A 17,864-nucleotide genomic window follows, 5' to 3' on the forward strand; every position below is an offset into this window, starting at 1 on the left:
CCCGCAAAGCCTCTCGTCGCATCCAGCCCGGAACAGCCGTCGCCGCCCCGCCAAAATCGGGGGAATTTACGCCCCATATTCATGCCCGGAGCCCATAGACAAGCCCGCCCGCTCTGGCTATAAGCCGCGCTCCGCCGGGCCGGGTCTTGCCTGCCGGCGGTCCCTCGCGCGGCCCCCGCGGCCCCGCAACGCCCGGGTAGCTCAGTTGGTAGAGCAGCGGATTGAAAATCCGCGTGTCGGTGGTTCAAATCCGCCCCCGGGCACCACCTCCTGAACCATCTCCAATTAAGAACAAGGCTTTAGCCGAAAAAAAGCGTCCCACTTTTTCGGCGAAGTGGAAAAAAGTGGGACATTTTTGTTCCGAGTTTGTCCGGACGAAAGGCGTTTGCGCCTGCGAGGCGCTGGGTCAACCTCTGCGCGGTAATCGGCTCTCAGTTCATTTCCCGTTGCCGCCCTGAAATGTTGAGAGTGTTCGGCAGTGACGCATCAGAGTCTGCTCCGCAAGACGGTGATGCAAAGAGGCAAAAGAGGTGAATGCGCAATCATGCAAGACGGCCGCCCACAAGTTGCGGACGGCCGCAAGGCCCAGCTCCTCGGGAAGGAAAGGCCTAGAAATCGTAGCTTAACTCAACAAACCAGTTGCGCGGGCGCGCATAGATATTCTCCGCATAGCCGGTGGATGTCGACAAGGAAGCGTTGCCGGCCACTGGATAGAGTTCATCGGTTGCATTCTGGAGACCGACAGTCAGGGCCCAGCCTTTCTCCGGCGCAGCCAGTTTGACCGATGTGTTGAGCACCGTCACGGTGTCGTTCTGCGCGACTTCAACCGTATTCGCCGCGTCGAAGAACTGCGAGGTCGTGATCGCCAGATTGACGCGCGGCGTCAGTTCGATCCCGTCCATCGGACGCAGCGTATAAGCCGCGCCGATATGACCGCTCCAGGCAGGAGTGAACGGCAACGAGTTGCCAGGTCCGACCGTCGCCGTCGTAAGCGGCACGGCGATGATGTCTTTGAACTCGTCCCGCAGATGGCCAACGCTGCCATCGACGATGAAGTCGCGATTAGGCGCATAGGTGAATTCCGCCTCGAAACCGGAGATTGTGGCCGTGCCTGCGTTAAACAACAGCGGCACAATGCCCAGACGATAAATAAGCTGAATATCATCATATTTCGTGCGGAAGCCCGATGCGTTGAGGCGGAACACGCCGCCGAAATCGGACTTGAAGCCGATTTCATAGGTATTCGCCGTCTCCTCATCGAACGAAATCGGCTGGTTGTTCACGATGCCCGTCGAAAGATCGACCGTCGCTGCATTGTAGCGCTCGTTGAAACCGCCGCTCTTAAAGCCCTGGGACCAGCTGACATAAGTCAGGAAGTTTTCATTCCAGCGATATTGCAGCGAGGCCGAACCGATAACTGACGAGAAATCTTCGGTGTATTCGTCGGGGAAGATAAACAGCGAACCGCCATTCATCGTCACCGTCGTCGGCAGCGTTGTCGGCATAAAATCGATAGGCTCTATGCCGGCATTGTAGATCGTCGCCTGCATGGACTTCTCTTCATCGGTGTAGCGAATGCCGCCGCTGACGCCGAGCTGCTCGGTGACGTCCCAGTTCCATTCGGTGAAGAAAGCGAAACTCTTCGTGCCGAGATCCACAATTTGCACGTCAAGCAGCCCCGGAGCGCCGGCGAGAATCGGCGGAGCCGGCGGCGAGAAAAGAACGCGCGTGAAGTCATCGGTGCTTTCGTCAAAGTAGTAGCCGCCGATCACGCCGCTCACCGTATCGAGATCGACCAGCGCCTGCACCTCCTGGCTGAATTGCTTGCTTTCGCTTTCCAGGTTGGTGGTCAGGATATTGAACGGCGTGTTGTCAGCGTCTCGCAGGCCTTTCCATTCGAGGGTGCGATAGGAAGAGATCGACTTCAGCGTCAGGATGTCGCTGACTTCCCAGGTCGCACTCCCGGAAACACCCCAGCTTTCCAGCGTACTGGTGACCGGCGCATTGCCGCCATTGGTGAACTCGCCGAGATTGTAGAAATCGTTGGCGCAGCGCGGATCGTCGATATTCGGAACCGGCACTGGCGGCGGAAAGACCGCACCTGGACAGCCTGCGCCGACACTGACCGCAATCGGAAAGACCTGCGCTTCATTGATATCCGTAAAGACGAAGGGCGAGCCATTCTCGTCTTCATGCGCATAGTCGGCTTTCAAGACGAAGGAGAAGGCGTCGGTCGGCTCCCAGCGGACCTTGGCGTTGAGATTGTAGGTGTTGTCATCGCCGAGATCGAGGCCGTCGAAAACCCGCGTGACATAGCCGTCGCGCTTCTTAAGGCCACCCGACACGCGCGCCGCCAAAGTATCGGAAAACGGCAAATCGAGACCGCCGAAGACCTGAATAAGATCGTCCGTGCCCGTGCGCGCTTTCAACTCGCCGCCAAATTCGTCTCCCGGATCCTTGGTGGTCAGCAGGACAGCGCCGCCAATCGTGTTGCGGCCGAACAGCGTGCCCTGCGGCCCGCGCAGCACCTGGACATTGGCGATGTCGCGAAACTCCATGGCGCCGCCAACGGCGCGTCCGAGATAGACATCGTCCATGTAAATGCCGACGCCGGGATCCACCGCCGACGTCGCATCGGTCTGGCCGATGCCGCGAATGAAGACCTGCGCCGCAGAGTTATTGCCCGTCAACGGGCCATAGCTCGTAAATTGGAGGTTCGGCGTGATCATATCGAGATCTTCCGTGCCCTCAATCTGCTGGCGCTCCAGCGATTCTTCAGAAAACGCCGAAATCGACACAGGCGTGTCCTGAAGGTTTTCTTCGCGCCGCCGGGCCGTCACGGTAATCGTGTCTACATTCGACGCCGCCGTCGCCGTTGTCTCGCCCTCCTGGGCGCTGGCGCCCTGCGGCAGAAACGCTGACGCGGCGAGCGCCGAGACTGTGAAAAGAAATGATGATTTTTTGGACACGCTTTCACTCTCCTGATTTTCGTCTTTTCCAAACGAAACGATGATCGCTCCTCGTTCGCTGACCGATCCGCGCAACCCGGTGCCGGCAAGCATCACGGAAAGCGCCTCTTCCAGCGTCAATTCAGCATGCAAGGCATTGGCCTCGAGCGACTTGACGCGGTCATAGGGAAACAAGATGGGAGCGCCCGCCTGTTCAGCGAGCATATTCAGCGCGGCAGCTGCGTTGGTTCCTTCAATGTCGAAACGGTGGACGGTCTCTTCCACGCGCACATCTTCACGCGCCGCCGCTTTCGGCGGTTCCGCCGCAGAAGCAACCACAACGACCAGTGCTGCAACGCTGCTTTGTCTGATGCCCCTCAAATGCGTTTCCTGCCTTGATCCGATCTCGTTGTCTTTTGCAACAATTGCCGGACCCGTTATGTTAGAGCGCCTTGCTAAAATTATCCGCTACATGACTGACGGATTTTTTTGTTTTTTTTTGCGCTTATTCCGCCGCCGCCAAAATTACCTCTTCTTCCCCATTCCATTCATGTTCGACACCAAATGACTGCCGAAGAATGTCCAGCATGGTGTTAACGTCGCCCGTTTGAAAATACCCGCCAATTCTGAGGTCTTGAAGCGTCGGGTCATCAATAACGATGGTGACCATGGTGTATCGGCTGATCTCGTCAACGACTTCCGACAATGGCTCGCCGTCAAAACGCAAATATCCGTTGCGCCATGAAAGCTTGCGGTCAATTTCCTCGCTATCAAGGCTTTCGACAGACTCCACGCGCTCGTCAAAGGAGGCCTGATGCCCCACCTCAAGGGTCGCCAGCGGATAAGGCGAGGGTTCGGCGTCGGCGCGGCGTTTCAGATTTGAAAGCACGACCCGGCCGGAGGTGACCGTCACATCCACGACATTTTCGCGTTTTCGCACTGCGAAGGAGGTGCCCACTGCACGCACGGCGCCGTCGCCGGCATAAACCACAAAAGGCCGCTTGGCGTTGTGCGCCACATCGAACCAGGCCTCGCCCTCGAGCAGGCGGACCGATCTCTCCTCGTCCGAATAATCGACCTCCAGGGAGCTACCGGTGTTGAGACGCACGATGGTGCCATCCTCAAGGCGCATTTCTTTTTGCTCACCGATTGCGGCCGAATATACGACTTTTTGCGATGAGGCGGAAAAGCCGAACGGATCGACTGCGACAACGAAGACACTGAACACGAGCAGAAACAGGGACGCGGCGGCGGCGAAGGAAGTGCGCGCTGGATAAAGCCGGGCCAAGGCCGATGCGATGCCCGCCGGCCGGGGACTTTGCGTCTCAGCTTCGGCGAAGGCTTTTTCAAGACGCGCCTCAATGACCGCGTCCAGTCCGGACCACACCCTCGCCATGCGGGCCAGGGTCTCACGATGTTCCGGGCTGCGGTTCAGCCACTCGCGAAACGCCGCCATATCTGCCGGGGACAAGTCGCCGCCGTCCAGTTGCGCGAGCCAGGATGCGGCAACCGCGTCAACCGTCTGTCTGTCCACGATTTTGATAACTGAAGACATTTCCTTACTCATTCATGGGTTTTTGCGCCGGCGTCGCTTGCGAGGAGCGGTTGCTTTCCTTGCCGTCGCGAAATTCGCTGAGGCGATGATCCTGAAGGCAACGGGCCATAGCGCGGGCCAGATATTTTTCCGTGGTGCTGATCGATATGCCCATGGCCGCGGATATCTCCTTGTGCGAGAAACCGAACACCTTGCGCAGCACAAAGACCTGTCTGCATTGCGGCGACAACTCGGCGACAACATCGCTCAGCGTTTCGAAATAGCGCCGGGACTCTAACGCCTCATCCAGCGGCGCAATATTGGCGGCGGGCTCATCCCCCTTTTCAATCGCCTCATCAATCGACTCCGCGACACGGACCGCCTGTCTTTTCAGTTCCCGGTACGCAGTGCGTCGCGCCACCGCATAAAGATAAAATTTCGGCGAGCGGATGCTCTCCGCACTTTCCAGACGATGCACGCTGACAAAGGTGTCCTGCAGAATGTCTTCGACATCTTCAGGCCGGATCGTCAGACGCGCAATGTAACGGCGCAGGCTCTCGCGATAGCGCAGAAATGCGCTGGCGAGCGTCCCATACTCTGACGGCGGATTTTCGTCTTTGTTTTGCACGTCGTTTCAGTCTTCTGCCTACGGCACAGCCCCGACATCGCCGCCAGTGAGCGCACCCCTTACAGAGTAAGAGCCGATTTCGATGAAAATCCGCCTAGCGCGGGCCGAATTTTGTTGCGCCGCAGCGCGGCGGCGCCAGGCTGCGCCAGAAACAGTGCAATAAAAACAACCTCATAATGGCAGCCCAATGTAGTTTTCAGCGATCGTCCGCTGGGCGGCTTCGGAGGAAGCGACATAGTCGAGTTCCGCCACCTGAACGCGGCGGTCAAACGGGCCATCATCGGGAAAACGGTGCATCAGCATGGTGAGCTGCCAGGAAAAGCGTTCCGATTTCCAGACCCGCGCCAGCGCCTGGTCGGAATATCCAACGATTGCATCCTGGTCATTGTTTTCAAACCAGGCGATGAGCGCGCGCGACAGATAGCGGACATCGGACGCGGCAAGATTGAGCCCTTTGGCGCCCGTCGGCGGCACGATATGCGCGGAGTCTCCGGCCAGGAAAAGTGAGCCGTGACGCATTGGCTCAAAGACATAGGACCGCAAAGGCGCGATTGATTTCTCAATCGCAGGCCCCCGCTTCACATTTTTCGCCGCCTCTGGCGGTAGACGCACGCAAAGCTCATCCCACAGCTTCTCGTCCGGCCAGTTTTCGACTGTCTCGGTCAGCGGGACCTGAACGTAGTAACGGCTGCGCGTCATTGAGCGCATGGAGGCAAGCGCAAAGCCATTCGCGTGATTGGCGTAAATGAGTTCGTGATTGCAGGGGGGCACATCTGACAAGATGCCGAGCCAGCCAAAAGGATATACTTTCTCGAAGGGTTGGCCCACGGATGCAGGGATCGCTTTCCGAGATGGTCCGTGAAACCCGTCGCACCCGGCGATAAAGCGCGCATCAATGCGGTGTTCCGCGCCGTCCTTTTTATAAGTGACATAGGGCGCGTCGCTCTCCACATCGTGCAGCGCGACATCCGCCGCTTCCCAGACGATCTCGAGACCGCGCGAAGGCGCAGCGTCGATCAGGTCCTTGGTGACTTCCGTCTGGCCGTAGACCATGACATGACTGCCGGTAAGTCCTTTGACATCGATGCGGATCAGGCGCTCGCCGTCGGCGAGGTTAAAGCCGTCATGGGGCAGGCCTTCCGTATACAGACGGTCGGCAATGTCGAGGTCTTCGAGAATGTCGGTGGTGACCGTTTCAAGGACGCCGGCGCGGATGCGCGAGAGCACATGCTCCTCCGTCTGGCGCTCAAGGATGACGGCGTCGAGACCAGCCTGGCGCAGAAGATGACCAAGCATCAATCCAGCCGGACCCGATCCAATAATTGCAATTTGCGTCTTGATCACCAGCTTCCTCCGCTGTTTTGGCGTTCTTTCAGATTGTAAATTACGGGCGAAAAATCACCTAATAAATGGACGAAGCGGCTAATTTATTGTACTTTCAAGTCATGACGGCGCCTTCTCAACCGCACATCGCCAAGCCGGCTGCGCCGGCGCGTTTCGCGCTTTACGGCGAACTTCCCGGCGAGTCCGAACTCGAGCTTGTCCATATAGAGGACATCCGGTCCCGGGCCCGGCTCTATGACTGGACCATCACGCCCCATTCCCACCGCGAGATGTGGCAACTTATTTATGTGGCGTCGGGCGGCGCCGCGGCGACCCTTGAAGACGACCGCATCGATCTCGGACCCGCCAGCGTCCTGTGCATTCCCGACGGCGTCGTTCACGGCTTCACCTTCGAGCGGGAGACGCTTGGCTGGGTTCTGTCCATCGAAACACGCCTGTTCGAAACCGCCGCCTTCGCGCCCCTACAGCGGCTGATCGCGCAAAGCGGTTTCGGCGTGACAAAACTCGCCCTGACGCCCGCTCAAGACCACAGCGTCAATGTCCTGTTCTCCAGTCTGCATGATGAATTTCTGAACGCAAAAGAGGGACGCGGGATGATGCTCGACAGCCTGACAAGCGCCCTTCTCATCCTTATGCTGCGCGATGCGCCGAAACGATCCTATGGCGGCGCGGCAGCGCCGGAGGGCGCGCGCCTCGCCGCCGTATTTCGCGATCTCGTCAACAAACGTTTCCGCGACCATTGGCGCATCGACCGCTACGCAGAAACACTGTCGGTCAGTCCGTCGCAACTCTCGCGCACGATCAAGCGCGTGACCGGCCAATCGCCGGCGGCGACCATCAATGCACGGCTGCTGCTCGAGGCGCAGCGTAACCTTCATTACACCGAGGCGACGGCCGCGCAGATCGGTCTCGATCTGGGGTTTCAGGATCCGGCCTATTTCTCCCGCTTCTTCAAGCGGCTGAGCGGGACCACGCCCCGGCGCTACAGGCTCAACAGCCGCCGCGGCGGCGCCTGATCCGGTTTATTCAGAGACAGTCTCCGTCGCGGCCATCTCGCGCAGGAAGATTTTCAAAACCTTGCCCGCGCCGTTGCGCGGCAGCGCGTCGATGCGGGAGAAATGTTTGGGAGTTTTGTAACGCGCAAGATTGCGTGAAGAACTTCCTGAATGTCGGCAAGCAACGGACGCGCCGGGATGCGCGACCCAAAATAGATGCCCGACTTCGCCCCATCTTTCGTCCGCCACGCCGACCGTCGCCGCTTCCTTGACGCCCGCGATGCCGGCGACAACCGCTTCGATCTCTGCCGGGTACACATTCTCGCCGCCGGAAATGAACATGTCCTTGCACCGGCGCCGCGCACCGCAACCACCCGCGACCGGATCGCGAGGGACAAAGGCGGAAAGAGACAGATTGCTGAAATGGCGTCTTAAAAGAACCGCTGCACGATACGGATCGTGTCGCCGGGTTGGAGCATAGTCGTCGGCGTGAGTTTGTATTTTTTCTCCTCATCGCCGCCATGATGAAGAACGTAAAACACCGAGCGATTGGCGCGATAGGTAAACCCGCCCGCCTTGGCGACAGCCTGCATGACCGTCAGGGATTCGCCATATTCATATTCACCGGGACGGCTGACCTCGCCGAGCACATAGATAGGCCGGGGATTGGAAACCTCCACCCGGACTCGCGGATCCTGCAGATAGCGGCCGAGATAAGCCTGCCTGATTTCGGTCTGTAGCTCTTCCGTGGTCAGTCCCGCCGCCTTGACGGCGCCGGCAAGCGGGAGCTCAAGCGCGCCAAGCTCGTCAATACGATAATCGCCGGTGAGTTCGGGCTCATTGAATATGGTGACTGTTACGCCGTCGCCGCCGGCGAGCCGATAGGCAAGGCCTTCGCCTTCGGTTGTCATGACTTCGCCTGTGGCGCAGGCCGCCATGAGGAGCCCCAAAAGGCCGATGAGCAGAACACGCATGTCTTAAGTCCTCCTCGTCACAATCACCGATATGCCGGAGAATGATAGACCGCCCTCTTCGCAAGTGCAATAATAACTCTCGCACCTGCACAAATTCGCCAAAACCGCCAAACCCCCGGAGCCGGCCGCATCTGATGACGAATATTTATATCAATGGCCGGTTTCTTATGGCGCGTCAGAGCGGCGTGCAGCGCGTTGCGCGGCGGCTGGTGCTTGAACTGGACGCGTTGTTGAGCAAAACGCCGGATACGGACAATCAGTATTTTATTGTTTGTCCTGACGGCGAGACGGATCTTGCCCTTCGCGCCATCGCCATGATGCGCCTGCCATCGACAGGTCAGTGGTTTGAACAGGTGAGCCTGCCCCGCGCCGCCGCCGACGGACTGCTCGTCAATTTGGCGAATACCGGTCCGCTCCTGCACAAAAACAATATCGTCATGATGCATGACGCACAGGTCTGGACAGCGCCGGAAAGTTACTCGCGCCTCTTTCGCCTCTGGTACAAAACCATCCAGCCATTGCTCGGACAGCGGGCGCAAAAAATTCTGACCGTGTCAGAGTTTTCCGCAGGCCACCTGATGCAACATGATGTTGTCGCCGTTTCACCGACCGTCATCCATAATGGCGTCGACCATATTCTTGACGCGCCATCCGATCCGCAAATACTCGACCGGCTCGACCTTCGTCCGGGAAGTTATGTTTTCGCTTTCGCGTCCCCGCAACCGCACAAGAACACGAAACTGCTGTTGGAGGTCGCGGCCATGCCAAATGCGCCGACGCTGGTGCTGGCCGGCGCCTTGCCCGACGGCGCCGCGGCCCCGGATAACGTCACACTCGCCGGTAAAATCAGCGATAGTGAACTGCGCGCGCTTTATGAACATGCGCTTTGTTTCGCGCTGCCATCGACTACTGAGGGCTTCGGGCTGCCAGCGGGCGAGGCCATGGTTTGCGGCTGCCCTGTGCTCGCGGCCAATGCAGGCGCGTTGCCCGAAGTTTATGCGGACGCAGCCATGATGCTTGATCCGCACACGCCGGCGCAGTGGTTCGCGGCGATAGAGGCGCTTTCCGGCGACCCGGAAAAACGGCGATTACTTGTGGACAAGGGAACAAGACGGGGCGAAACGCTCAGCTGGGCCCGCGCGGCCACGCGCCTGCATGACGCCATCATCGAAACGCTCGCGGCCCTGTAAAGATCAGTGCGCGGCAAAGCTGTCGTAAATCGCCTGATCCAGCGCGCACATTTCTTTCAGCTTTTGCATATCCGCATCTGATATGTCGTATTCTTTTTTCTTCCTTTCTCCGCCGATATTCCGCTTTGGCAGGGCGAGTTTGACGCCGAGCCGTTCCTGACACGCGCGGGAGAAAGCTTCCTGATCCTCTAAAATACCGACGACGGAAAACTTTTTCAGATTTTCAATCGCCCGTTGCGGCGCAGCTTCTATGCCGTCTTTAGCGCCCCAGGGTTGTTCACCGAAAAAATAGCAAAGGACATGACTTTCGATCCAGCCGCGATCCGTCTCCAGAAACTCGGAAAACGGATATTTCCGACAGCGGGCGTCGAAGTGGTAATGCGAAATAAAGCGGTCGATGGGGTCGCGCAGCAAGGTGACGAACTGAAACTCATCCGCATATTGCGAAATAAAATCATGATCGACGGGCGCGTGCCCCTGAATATAATGAGATCCGCCAGAGGCGTGATACGCCATCAGATCGCGTTTGAACCGCATCCATTCCGCGGTGCTGACGTCATAGAGCGCACGCGAGCTCGCCTCTTCGCTGACTTTGAATGAAGACAACGGATATCGCGCTCGGAACGAATGCGACAAAGACGTGCCGCCGGATTTCGGCACATGAACGAAGATGACTTTCGTCTTGTAGAGCGCGTCCTTGATGTTCCGCCATTTCTGGCCCGCGCCCGATAAATTCACGGACTTCACGAACGTATTCAACATAACTCACCCCCGAGCGATAACTGCGGTGTAGCGCCGTATTTATCGTCTTGCGCTCTTTTCATTTTACTCAGCAGCGCCTTGCGACGAACCGACAGACGCCCAGTAGCCTTCCGCTCGACCAAGGAAAATATTGCCAAGCTCAACGGTCTTTTTGAAACGTCCGCGAAGCATGCTGAAAGGCATCTTCGCCAAAGGTCGCGCGAGCCACAAAAATAAAGACGCTGTGGAATATCGATGTAGGCGCAGGACCCTGCCGAGCCCGCGCGCATAACCGCGCGCTTTTACGATGCTGGAACGGTCGGGCCGGGCTTTTGATATATCCGCATGATGGCCATAAAGGTCCGGATCATAAAAAGCCTTGGCGTCGCTCGCCAGCGCACGCAGGACAATATCCTGCCCCTCGCAGGCCTGAAACGGCGTTGAGGCGCCCACGCCAATCGTTTCGTCATACCCGCCGAGCTTGAAAAGCATGTCGCGGCGAAAAAATGCGACCCATTCAATCTGGGTGGTGAACACATTCTTCCTGTCGATCTGCTGGCGCGTCTTCTCAAAGCGGCCATTAATGGAACGGCCGGTCATGTCCGCCGCCCGGCCGCATAGAATGTCCGCATTAAGCTCATCGAAAAGCTTCAAGGCGCGAGAAAGGAAATCCGCCGGATACCAGCAATCGTCATCAGGAAAAAGCACGATCTCGCCGCGCGCCTGGCGCCAGCCTACATTGCGCCCGCGGCTTAAGCCGCGCTGATCAGGCGTTCGAATATGCCTTATCGCAAATTGCCAATCATCAGGGCGAATAAATTCCGCCAATCGCTCATCATCATTTTGATCGACAACAATCACTTCAAAGTCCTCGCAAGCCTGAGCTTCAAGGCTTTCGAACAACCTTGTGATATCGGTTGTGCGCCCCAGCGTGGATATGACGAGAGACAACTTCATCTAGCGCGCCTCATAATCCAGTAAACGGTAGTCGTCTCTGTAGAGATCAGCGACAACATCAAGCGCACTCCTTGGCAAAGCGATATTGTCTACGCTTGTAGCGCTGCTATTGATATGAACAAGATCTGTATCCACATTCAGCTTCGAGCAAAGTGTCGGAAAGGAACAGCTAAGTGTTTCTTGTTTGATAATTTCATCAACAAGCAAGGCGCCGTCGGCGTCAGCGATAAAATGCGCCTGCGGGCGAAAATGAATCCATGGCATGATTGCCGCACGAAACGTAAAACTTTTCAACTTCTCTACAAAAACTTCAAAACTCGGAATGTTCGCCAAATGGCGCTGAGCCCAGGCTTTATCATGCACGTATGGGGTTGTCGTTTTTAGGTAGCGAAACGCCGATTGCAGGCGATCAAGAGGATCACGAACAATGGCGAACCGATAAGATGAAGAAAAAAATTCGCGATCAGCCGCCTGAAAACCAACAGCAGGGCAATGCCCCAGACTTTCATGATCAACCAATCCCAGACTTTTCTTGACGCTTCGGCCCGCCGCTTTCGGAACGTGTATAAATATGGCTTTCTTCTCGCGATTCCATGGCTGGTATGGCGACATTGCCCCACATTTTTCAGCCCAGCCTTTATCGAATGCAGATCGATAAGCGCCAGCGACATATAAGCCGCTCTCGAGAATATCGCGCGCCCGGCCCATTCAGAGCTCCAAGATACGCGACGGGTGCAAGTCACCCCGAATTATGGACGCCAGCGCTGCAAAGTTTCCTGAAAGCCGGCCCCTGTAATCCACATAAGGATTTTTTCCGAGGCTTTTTACCAAATTCGCCGCCACGGCGCGCCATAAAAAGCGCCGGCAATGTTTCGGCTGCATCGTGCCTTTAGCGGCCAAATAAATCGGGTTGGCGATCTGGGAATATCCCATTCGGGCGCCGCTGGTTCGTCCGCCTTTAACGCCAAGATGAACGCCTTTCGGCGCAGGGTGATAAATCACCTCGCCATAGGCTCTGGCTTGTCCGGTATAGTCGCGATCTTCCTGCCAGGCGTAAAGCGGAAGCTGTTCATCAAAACGCGCCGCGCGCGCAACCCTATCGCGAAACGCCATATTACATCCGTATACAGAAAAGGCGCTCCGCGGCTTATCGCCTTGCGCCCAGCTTCGCCCCGGCGGCTTGCGCCCTTCAAGATAAGCAACAGCGTCATCTTCGCTGAGGCCGGCGCCGTGAATGCCATCGGCAAGCACCTGCCCTGTGACGCCCGCGATATTGTCATCGGCGACAAAAGCATCGCGAACCTGCTCCAGCCAATCATCCGCAGGCCGAAAATCATCGTCAAAGAATGAGACAAACCATGGCTCATCCCCTGCCCATTCTTGAGGCAACAAATCGAGCCCTATATTGCGCTGCAAGGTGAGACCGGGCCGTTCAGCGTAGCAGACGCGGCAATCAAGAGCAGCGAAGGCCGACATCGCTTCCAGCCCATCAAGATCATCGGGCTCAGTCCCGACAAAAACCACCCCTTTTGGCTTAATTGACTGTTTTTCCAGAAAAAAGAGAAGGCGGCGCGTCTCTTCCGGACGCCCCTTGGTCGCAATAATTACAAAGGCGTCCATAAATCTCGCCCTTTCCCTGTCACCTTTTTTATAGACAAACACGGGTGAGACTTGCAATAATTTTGTTGCGTTGCAGCATCGCGACGACGGCGAGAAAAACCGCTGACGCCACGGCTTTGCCGCAACGAAGGGGACGTGAGACTAGCGCCGTAAGACTGGCCTTGCGATGTTCATTCAGGGCCAAGGCGGGAGGGGGAAGACAGCGTGACATACCCTGCGCCTGTCAAGCATTTGCTTGGCGCCGGAATCGGCGCCGTTGCGCCCCAATGCGACTATGAACGTTGCGTTTTCGTCATCGGGCATATGCGCTGCGGCTCGACAGCCCTGTCAAATGTTCTGTGCTCAAGGCCCGAAATCAGCGGCTATGGCGAGACGCAGGTTCCCTACACAAGCAAGGTCAGTCCGGGAGCGCTTCTTTTGAATCAAATCAAACGAAAAACCTGGAAGCCGCAGGCCAAACACTTATTCGACAAACTGCTGCACAATCGTCTCGATAACACGCCGCCCCCTCAATTTTTTCGCGCACGGGCGATTTTCATCACGCGCGAACCAAAAGCGGCGATCCCTTCGGTCGTAAGTCTGTTTCGAAAAATCGGTTCGAGCCAATTCGCCACTATCGAAAAAGCCGGCGACTATTATGTGAAGCGCCTGAAACATATGAAGGCACTGTGGCGTCAGTTTCCCGAAAACCACCGGTGCGCCGTCACCTATGAAGACCTGACGCAACACACCGACGAGGTCCTTGAGAATATTTCCAATTTTCTGAATCTTTCGCCGCCGCTGCACAATCATTATGAGGAAAACAATATGAGCGGCGTCAAAGGCGCCGGCGATCCGGTGAACGCGCAAAAACACTCTCAAATCGTCAGCGGCGGCCTGTCGCGGAAATATAAGAAAGACCTTCTTCCTGAAGAAAAAGCCGTCATTGATCGCGCCGAAAATGTTCTTCGGGAAGCGCGATCGTGTTTTCATTCAGGTTAAGCCGGCAGGACGGACCGCATTTTCTGAACAATCATTTGCGATATATGCGGATAAAAGGCCGCGCCGGCAACCAGCCAGATTGCAACGCCTGTCGTCATCTTGACCGCAAGCACGACAAGCGGGGTTGAAATGTTAATCAGGGAGCCCGCCGCCTCCACCCCCATAACCATCAACACCACCGCTCCTACTGGCTTCGCGCAATATTTCAACGTCAACATGGAATCGATGTGCTCGGTTTTGACGGCGATGTAAAAACGTTGGATCAAGGCGGCAATCTCCGCGGCGAGGACGCTGACGCCAATCGCGACCAGCCCAAGCGGCATCGCGATAAACATCGCTGCAATCACAACGCTCGTCGGCACCAGCGTAAGCCACAAGAGTTGTCTGAAATTTTTGGCGCCCGCCAAAGCAGGCGTAAGCCCCGCAAGCTGTATCCGCAAACCGCCCGCCAGCGCTAGAAAACACAAAATTGCGCCGGCCTCTGCCCACTCATCACCCAAGAAGAGAGCGATCACCGGCCCTGAGACTAGGCTAAGTCCCACAAATATCGGGGCAGTCAAACCAAAAGCCACGGCTGAAAATTTCGATCCTTCTTCGGTCGTGTAGCGCCGCCCATCGCTATGAGAGAAATGCGACCATGCAAGCCTGGTAATCGCTTCCCGCGTCAGCTCCACAACCGCGCTGTTTAATCGCGCCGCAGTCCTGTAAAGACCGGCGCCGGTCGCGCCCGCAACGCCGCCAGCGATGAAGAGCGTCGTGTTTTCTCTTATTTGCTGCAACAATCCAGTCAGGAAGAAGGTGAGATAGAATTGCCGCAAAGGTTTGTCCGGCATGGACGCCATCCGCGTTAGCTCAAGACCGCTGGCAAGTTGCGCCGCCACAAGGGTGACGATCGTCATGACGCTCCGGTGAACCACAAGCGTCCAGATGCCGGCGTCCAAAAACAAGACGACAAGCGCCGCCGCCGCCGCGCTAAGATCGGACAGGATTGAAAGCTTCGCCAGCCGCGAAAGCTCCCCCCGCCCGATTAGCACGCCGGTCGGAGTCGCCGCCAGCGGGCTGATGAACGTCGTGGGCGTTAGCGCAAGCAGGATCAGGGCGAAGGTTGACGTTTCGGTAACAGAGAAACTCACTAAAACGATGACAACGCTTATTGCTGACGCCAGGATTGCTGAAAGCAAGCCAGCATGCGCGCAGTGTTTCAGGCGCGCCGGATCATGAACATGCGATGAGGCGTATTGCTGCCAGCCGGTAGACGCAATCCGCGCAATCGCGAAGGCGACTACGGACGCCAGCGCAAAAACGCCAATCATGTCGGGCCCAACTGCGCGCGCGACAACAAGGAAAAAAGCAACTTGTCCGCTCACCGCCACCGCCCGGGACAGCACCGTCCAGATTACGCTTTTGACATGTTTCATGTCTTACGCCGCCATCGCAAAATCACTTCGCCGCAATCCTAAAGACGCGCCGGAAAAAACGCCAAACACAACACCCGGATCCAGTGAAGCGCTCGCAAAACTCGCCGGCAGAACCGCGCCGAGCATGGACCAGGACAAGGCCGCGCCGACATTGTCGCGCTCACTCGGCCCTAGCCGGTATGTCGTGGCGTGCAAGGGTTTCATCACTGCGAATAAAAACCATAAGAATGTCGCCAATCCGATGACGCCTGAGCTGCCCATGATCGCGGTGATCATACTGGAGGAGCGAAAACTTCCCGCGCCAACGCCCACGCCATAAGTGGATACAAAAAGGTCGACGCCCTGCCGCGCCCAGGCCAGTCGCTGGACCCCCGATGACGTTTCGCTTTTCTCGACGGTCAGCCCTAAAAATAGATCTGTGACCGTATGAACAAATTCCGGCGAGACCAGCGCCAACGACAATCCCGCCAACACAAAAAAAACGCCGACGGCGCCGGCGACAAGGAAAAAGCTCGGTTTCAAGCTCGATGGAACAAGCGCGCAGCGCACTGCAAATATTACAAAATAAATCACCAGCCCGACAATCGCGGTCGATGACAGCGAAAGTGAAAGCACGGATAAAAGCCCCGCGGCCGTAAAGCCGGTCGCAACGGGCGAGATATTTCTAAGCCAAAGTTCGAAATTGAGGACAAACCATGGCAAGGCGAATGTGGCGTAAGCCGAGGGTTCCGGAAAAATCCCGTTAATCCGGATAAACCCATCCATCGCCTGATTATGCTGGGCGTAGTTCGCGTTTCTGAAAAACTCCAGAACAGCGTCAAGAGGCGTGCCGGTCAACACAAGGTCTGCGAGCCCAAGGGCCACATGAACGGCGCCGACAATGATCGCCACCAACACCAGAGTCCGCGCGGCGGCCTTGTGCTGAACGGCAATCCAGGCGGCGAGCGCCGCCATCATCGTGGCGAGTAGATAAAACGCCGTGGTAATATTCTGGGGCGTGAAATGCAGCGGCGCTGTGTCGAAACGCGAGGTCAGCGCACGCGGGTTCAAGGGCACAAGCTGAAACTCGCCCGCAAAAAGTCGCGGCAGGATAAAAGCCGTCGCCGCACCGTAAACACAGAAAACAACAAGCGGAAAATTGTTCATGATCGCCGACGGCATCAACTGCGCCCGGCCCGCTCCGGGCGCGCAGACGGCCGCCGATAAAATGACGATCGCAAGAAGCTCAGGACGGACAGACGCGCCGCCAAGAGCAGTGAGGACGATTGCCGCGGAGCCGCCGAGAAGGCTGAAGAGCATGACGCTTGCGAGCAGGGACAAAGGGCCCCTGAAGAAAAGCAGATAACCGCAGATCGCCAGCACCGCCAGCCCGAAGACGCTCAGGCTCATGACAGCTCAACTTCGCGCAAAGGTGCAGCGGCGCGCATGTCGGCCGGCGCAGCGCCCGCAAGACACTGGTCGATAACACCTTGAAACTTCCGATCGAAATGCTGCGGTGAAAACCGCTGCGCGTTCTCAATCGCAACCGCCGGATCGAAATCAGAGAGCCAGCTTTCGCAAGCTTCAACCGCGGCCGCCAACGCATCAGGCGTTTGTTCATGAAAGAAGAGCCCTGTCTCCCCGTCAATAATGGTTTCAAGGGCGCCGCCGCGGCCATACGCGATGACCGGTCGGCCCGACGCATTCGCCTCCACGGGAATGATCCCGAAATCTTCCTCCGGCGGGAAAATCAGCGCGCGGCAGGAGGCGTAAGCCTTGCGAAGCTCGTCAAACGGCAAGCGTTCGATAATCTCGATATTCGGCCCCGACCTTTTGGCGATGTCTTTGGCGAGTTCGCCCGTACCCACCATGAGGAGCGGCAGGCCAAGTTTCGTAAAGGCGTCAGCGACAAGGTCCGCGCGTTTGTAAGGCGTCATCTGCCCGACCCAGAGATAACGGTCCGAAACTTCCGCTACAGGCTTAAAAAGATCGGTCTCGACGGGCGGATGCACGACAACGGCGTCACGGCCCCAGGATTTGGCGATGCGTTTCCGGATGAAATTCGAATTGGCGACGAAAGCGTCAACGCGATTGGCCGAGCTTGTGTCCCAGCCGCGCATATAATGGAACATCAGCGGCATCGCCGCCCGCGCGACGCCGCCCGCCTGCGACCGGTAGTCATGATAGTGATCCCAAAGATAGCGCATCGGCGAATGGCAGTAACAGACATGCGCTGCTTCCGGCGACGAGATGACGCCTTTTGCCGGGCCGGACTCGCTGCTGATGACGAGGTCATAACCGCGCAGATCGAGCCCCTCGAGCGCCATGGGCATGAGCGGAAGGTATTTCTGATAATGTTTTCTAGCGCCGGGCAGGTTTTGGATAAACGTCGTTTTGACATTTCGGCTGCGGATCTTTTGCGACATTGCAGCCGGGTCATAGACATGTGTGAAAATATCGGCCTGCGGATAAAGGTCGAGCATGCGCTCAAGAACACGCTCGCCGCCGCGCATGGAAACGAGCCAGTAGTGAATGATCGCAACTCTCAACATATC

General features: G+C 57.3%; 16 protein-coding genes and 1 tRNA gene. 4 read left to right on the forward strand and 13 right to left on the reverse strand.

Features of this window, described 5'->3' with window-relative positions; genetic code table 11:
* Nucleotides 1–190: 190 nt before the first annotated feature.
* Nucleotides 191–266 (forward strand) — tRNA-Phe (locus ACFC5L_RS15300).
* A 342-nt stretch (nucleotides 267–608) separates the two neighbouring features.
* Here ACFC5L_RS15300 and ACFC5L_RS15305 read toward each other — a convergent pair.
* From ACFC5L_RS15305 to pobA, 4 genes are all read right to left on the reverse strand, one after another.
* The gene (locus ACFC5L_RS15305; protein WP_375203512.1) at nucleotides 609–3,329 is read right to left on the reverse strand and encodes a TonB-dependent receptor domain-containing protein; all 2,721 of its coding nucleotides are present in this window, start codon (nucleotides 3,327–3,329) and stop codon (nucleotides 609–611) included.
* Between the two features lie 124 nt (nucleotides 3,330–3,453).
* Nucleotides 3,454–4,503 carry a FecR family protein gene (locus ACFC5L_RS15310; protein WP_375203511.1) on the reverse strand — a complete coding sequence of 350 codons (1,050 nt, stop codon included), beginning with the start codon at nucleotides 4,501–4,503 and terminating at the stop codon, nucleotides 3,454–3,456.
* Between the two features lie 4 nt (nucleotides 4,504–4,507).
* On the reverse strand, nucleotides 4,508–5,110 hold the full coding sequence (locus ACFC5L_RS15315) for an RNA polymerase sigma factor (protein ID WP_375203510.1): 603 nt from the start codon (nucleotides 5,108–5,110) through the stop codon (nucleotides 4,508–4,510).
* 171 nt (nucleotides 5,111–5,281) lie between these two features.
* Nucleotides 5,282–6,451, reverse strand: a complete 1,170-nt coding sequence (gene pobA, locus ACFC5L_RS15320; protein ID WP_375203769.1) for a 4-hydroxybenzoate 3-monooxygenase — start codon at nucleotides 6,449–6,451, stop codon at nucleotides 5,282–5,284.
* 104 nt (nucleotides 6,452–6,555) lie between these two features.
* Between pobA and ACFC5L_RS15325 the strand changes: the two genes are divergently transcribed.
* On the forward strand, nucleotides 6,556–7,470 hold the full coding sequence (locus ACFC5L_RS15325; RefSeq protein ID WP_375203509.1) for a helix-turn-helix domain-containing protein: 915 nt from the start codon (nucleotides 6,556–6,558) through the stop codon (nucleotides 7,468–7,470).
* Between the two features lie 6 nt (nucleotides 7,471–7,476).
* Here the strand turns inward: ACFC5L_RS15325 and ACFC5L_RS15330 are convergent, their stop codons facing one another.
* Nucleotides 7,477–7,791 (reverse strand): AMP-binding enzyme, encoded by a 315-nt coding sequence (locus ACFC5L_RS15330; protein ID WP_375203508.1) that lies wholly within the window; start codon nucleotides 7,789–7,791, stop codon nucleotides 7,477–7,479.
* Between the two features lie 89 nt (nucleotides 7,792–7,880).
* Entirely contained in the window at nucleotides 7,881–8,423 is a 543-nt protein-coding gene (locus ACFC5L_RS15335) for a polysaccharide biosynthesis/export family protein (protein ID WP_375203507.1), read from the reverse strand.
* Between the two features lie 134 nt (nucleotides 8,424–8,557).
* On the opposite strand from ACFC5L_RS15335, the gene ACFC5L_RS15340 reads away from it, so the two are divergent.
* A complete protein-coding gene (locus tag ACFC5L_RS15340; protein ID WP_375203506.1) occupies nucleotides 8,558–9,613 on the forward strand; it encodes a glycosyltransferase family 4 protein in 1,056 nt (351 codons plus the stop codon).
* A gap of 3 nt (nucleotides 9,614–9,616) precedes the next feature.
* Here the strand turns inward: ACFC5L_RS15340 and ACFC5L_RS15345 are convergent, their stop codons facing one another.
* The 4 genes from ACFC5L_RS15345 to ACFC5L_RS15360 all read right to left on the reverse strand — a co-directional run bounded on the left by ACFC5L_RS15345 (nucleotide 9,617) and on the right by ACFC5L_RS15360 (nucleotide 12,931).
* Nucleotides 9,617–10,375, reverse strand: a complete 759-nt coding sequence (locus tag ACFC5L_RS15345) for a sulfotransferase family 2 domain-containing protein (protein ID WP_375203505.1) — start codon at nucleotides 10,373–10,375, stop codon at nucleotides 9,617–9,619.
* 63 nt (nucleotides 10,376–10,438) lie between these two features.
* Nucleotides 10,439–11,311, reverse strand: a complete 873-nt coding sequence (locus ACFC5L_RS15350; protein WP_375203504.1) for a glycosyltransferase family 2 protein — start codon at nucleotides 11,309–11,311, stop codon at nucleotides 10,439–10,441.
* The gene (locus ACFC5L_RS15355; RefSeq protein ID WP_375203503.1) at nucleotides 11,312–12,019 is read right to left on the reverse strand and encodes a sulfotransferase family 2 domain-containing protein; all 708 of its coding nucleotides are present in this window, start codon (nucleotides 12,017–12,019) and stop codon (nucleotides 11,312–11,314) included.
* Nucleotides 12,020–12,931, reverse strand: coding sequence for a glycosyltransferase family 2 protein (locus tag ACFC5L_RS15360; RefSeq protein ID WP_375203502.1), 912 nt, complete (start codon nucleotides 12,929–12,931; stop codon nucleotides 12,020–12,022). It abuts the gene before it with no gap.
* 204 nt (nucleotides 12,932–13,135) lie between these two features.
* Between ACFC5L_RS15360 and ACFC5L_RS15365 the strand changes: the two genes are divergently transcribed.
* On the forward strand, nucleotides 13,136–13,912 hold the full coding sequence (locus ACFC5L_RS15365; protein ID WP_375203501.1) for a sulfotransferase family protein: 777 nt from the start codon (nucleotides 13,136–13,138) through the stop codon (nucleotides 13,910–13,912).
* Here ACFC5L_RS15365 and ACFC5L_RS15370 read toward each other — a convergent pair.
* From ACFC5L_RS15370 to ACFC5L_RS15380, 3 genes are read right to left on the reverse strand one after another with little or no spacing between them, the layout of a single operon-like run.
* Nucleotides 13,909–15,330 carry an oligosaccharide flippase family protein gene (locus ACFC5L_RS15370; protein WP_375203500.1) on the reverse strand — a complete coding sequence of 474 codons (1,422 nt, stop codon included), beginning with the start codon at nucleotides 15,328–15,330 and terminating at the stop codon, nucleotides 13,909–13,911. The genes ACFC5L_RS15365 and ACFC5L_RS15370 overlap by 4 nt on opposite strands.
* Before the next feature lie 3 nt (nucleotides 15,331–15,333).
* The gene (locus ACFC5L_RS15375) at nucleotides 15,334–16,719 is read right to left on the reverse strand and encodes a glycoside hydrolase (protein WP_375203499.1); all 1,386 of its coding nucleotides are present in this window, start codon (nucleotides 16,717–16,719) and stop codon (nucleotides 15,334–15,336) included.
* Nucleotides 16,716–17,861 carry a glycosyltransferase gene (locus ACFC5L_RS15380; protein ID WP_375203498.1) on the reverse strand — a complete coding sequence of 382 codons (1,146 nt, stop codon included), beginning with the start codon at nucleotides 17,859–17,861 and terminating at the stop codon, nucleotides 16,716–16,718. Before ACFC5L_RS15380 ends, ACFC5L_RS15375 begins: the two co-directional genes overlap by 4 nt.
* Between the last annotated feature and the right edge of the window lie 3 nt (nucleotides 17,862–17,864).

The sequence above is a fragment of the Hyphococcus sp. genome (assembly GCF_041986965.1).
Taxonomy (GTDB): domain Bacteria; phylum Pseudomonadota; class Alphaproteobacteria; order Caulobacterales; family Parvularculaceae; genus Hyphococcus.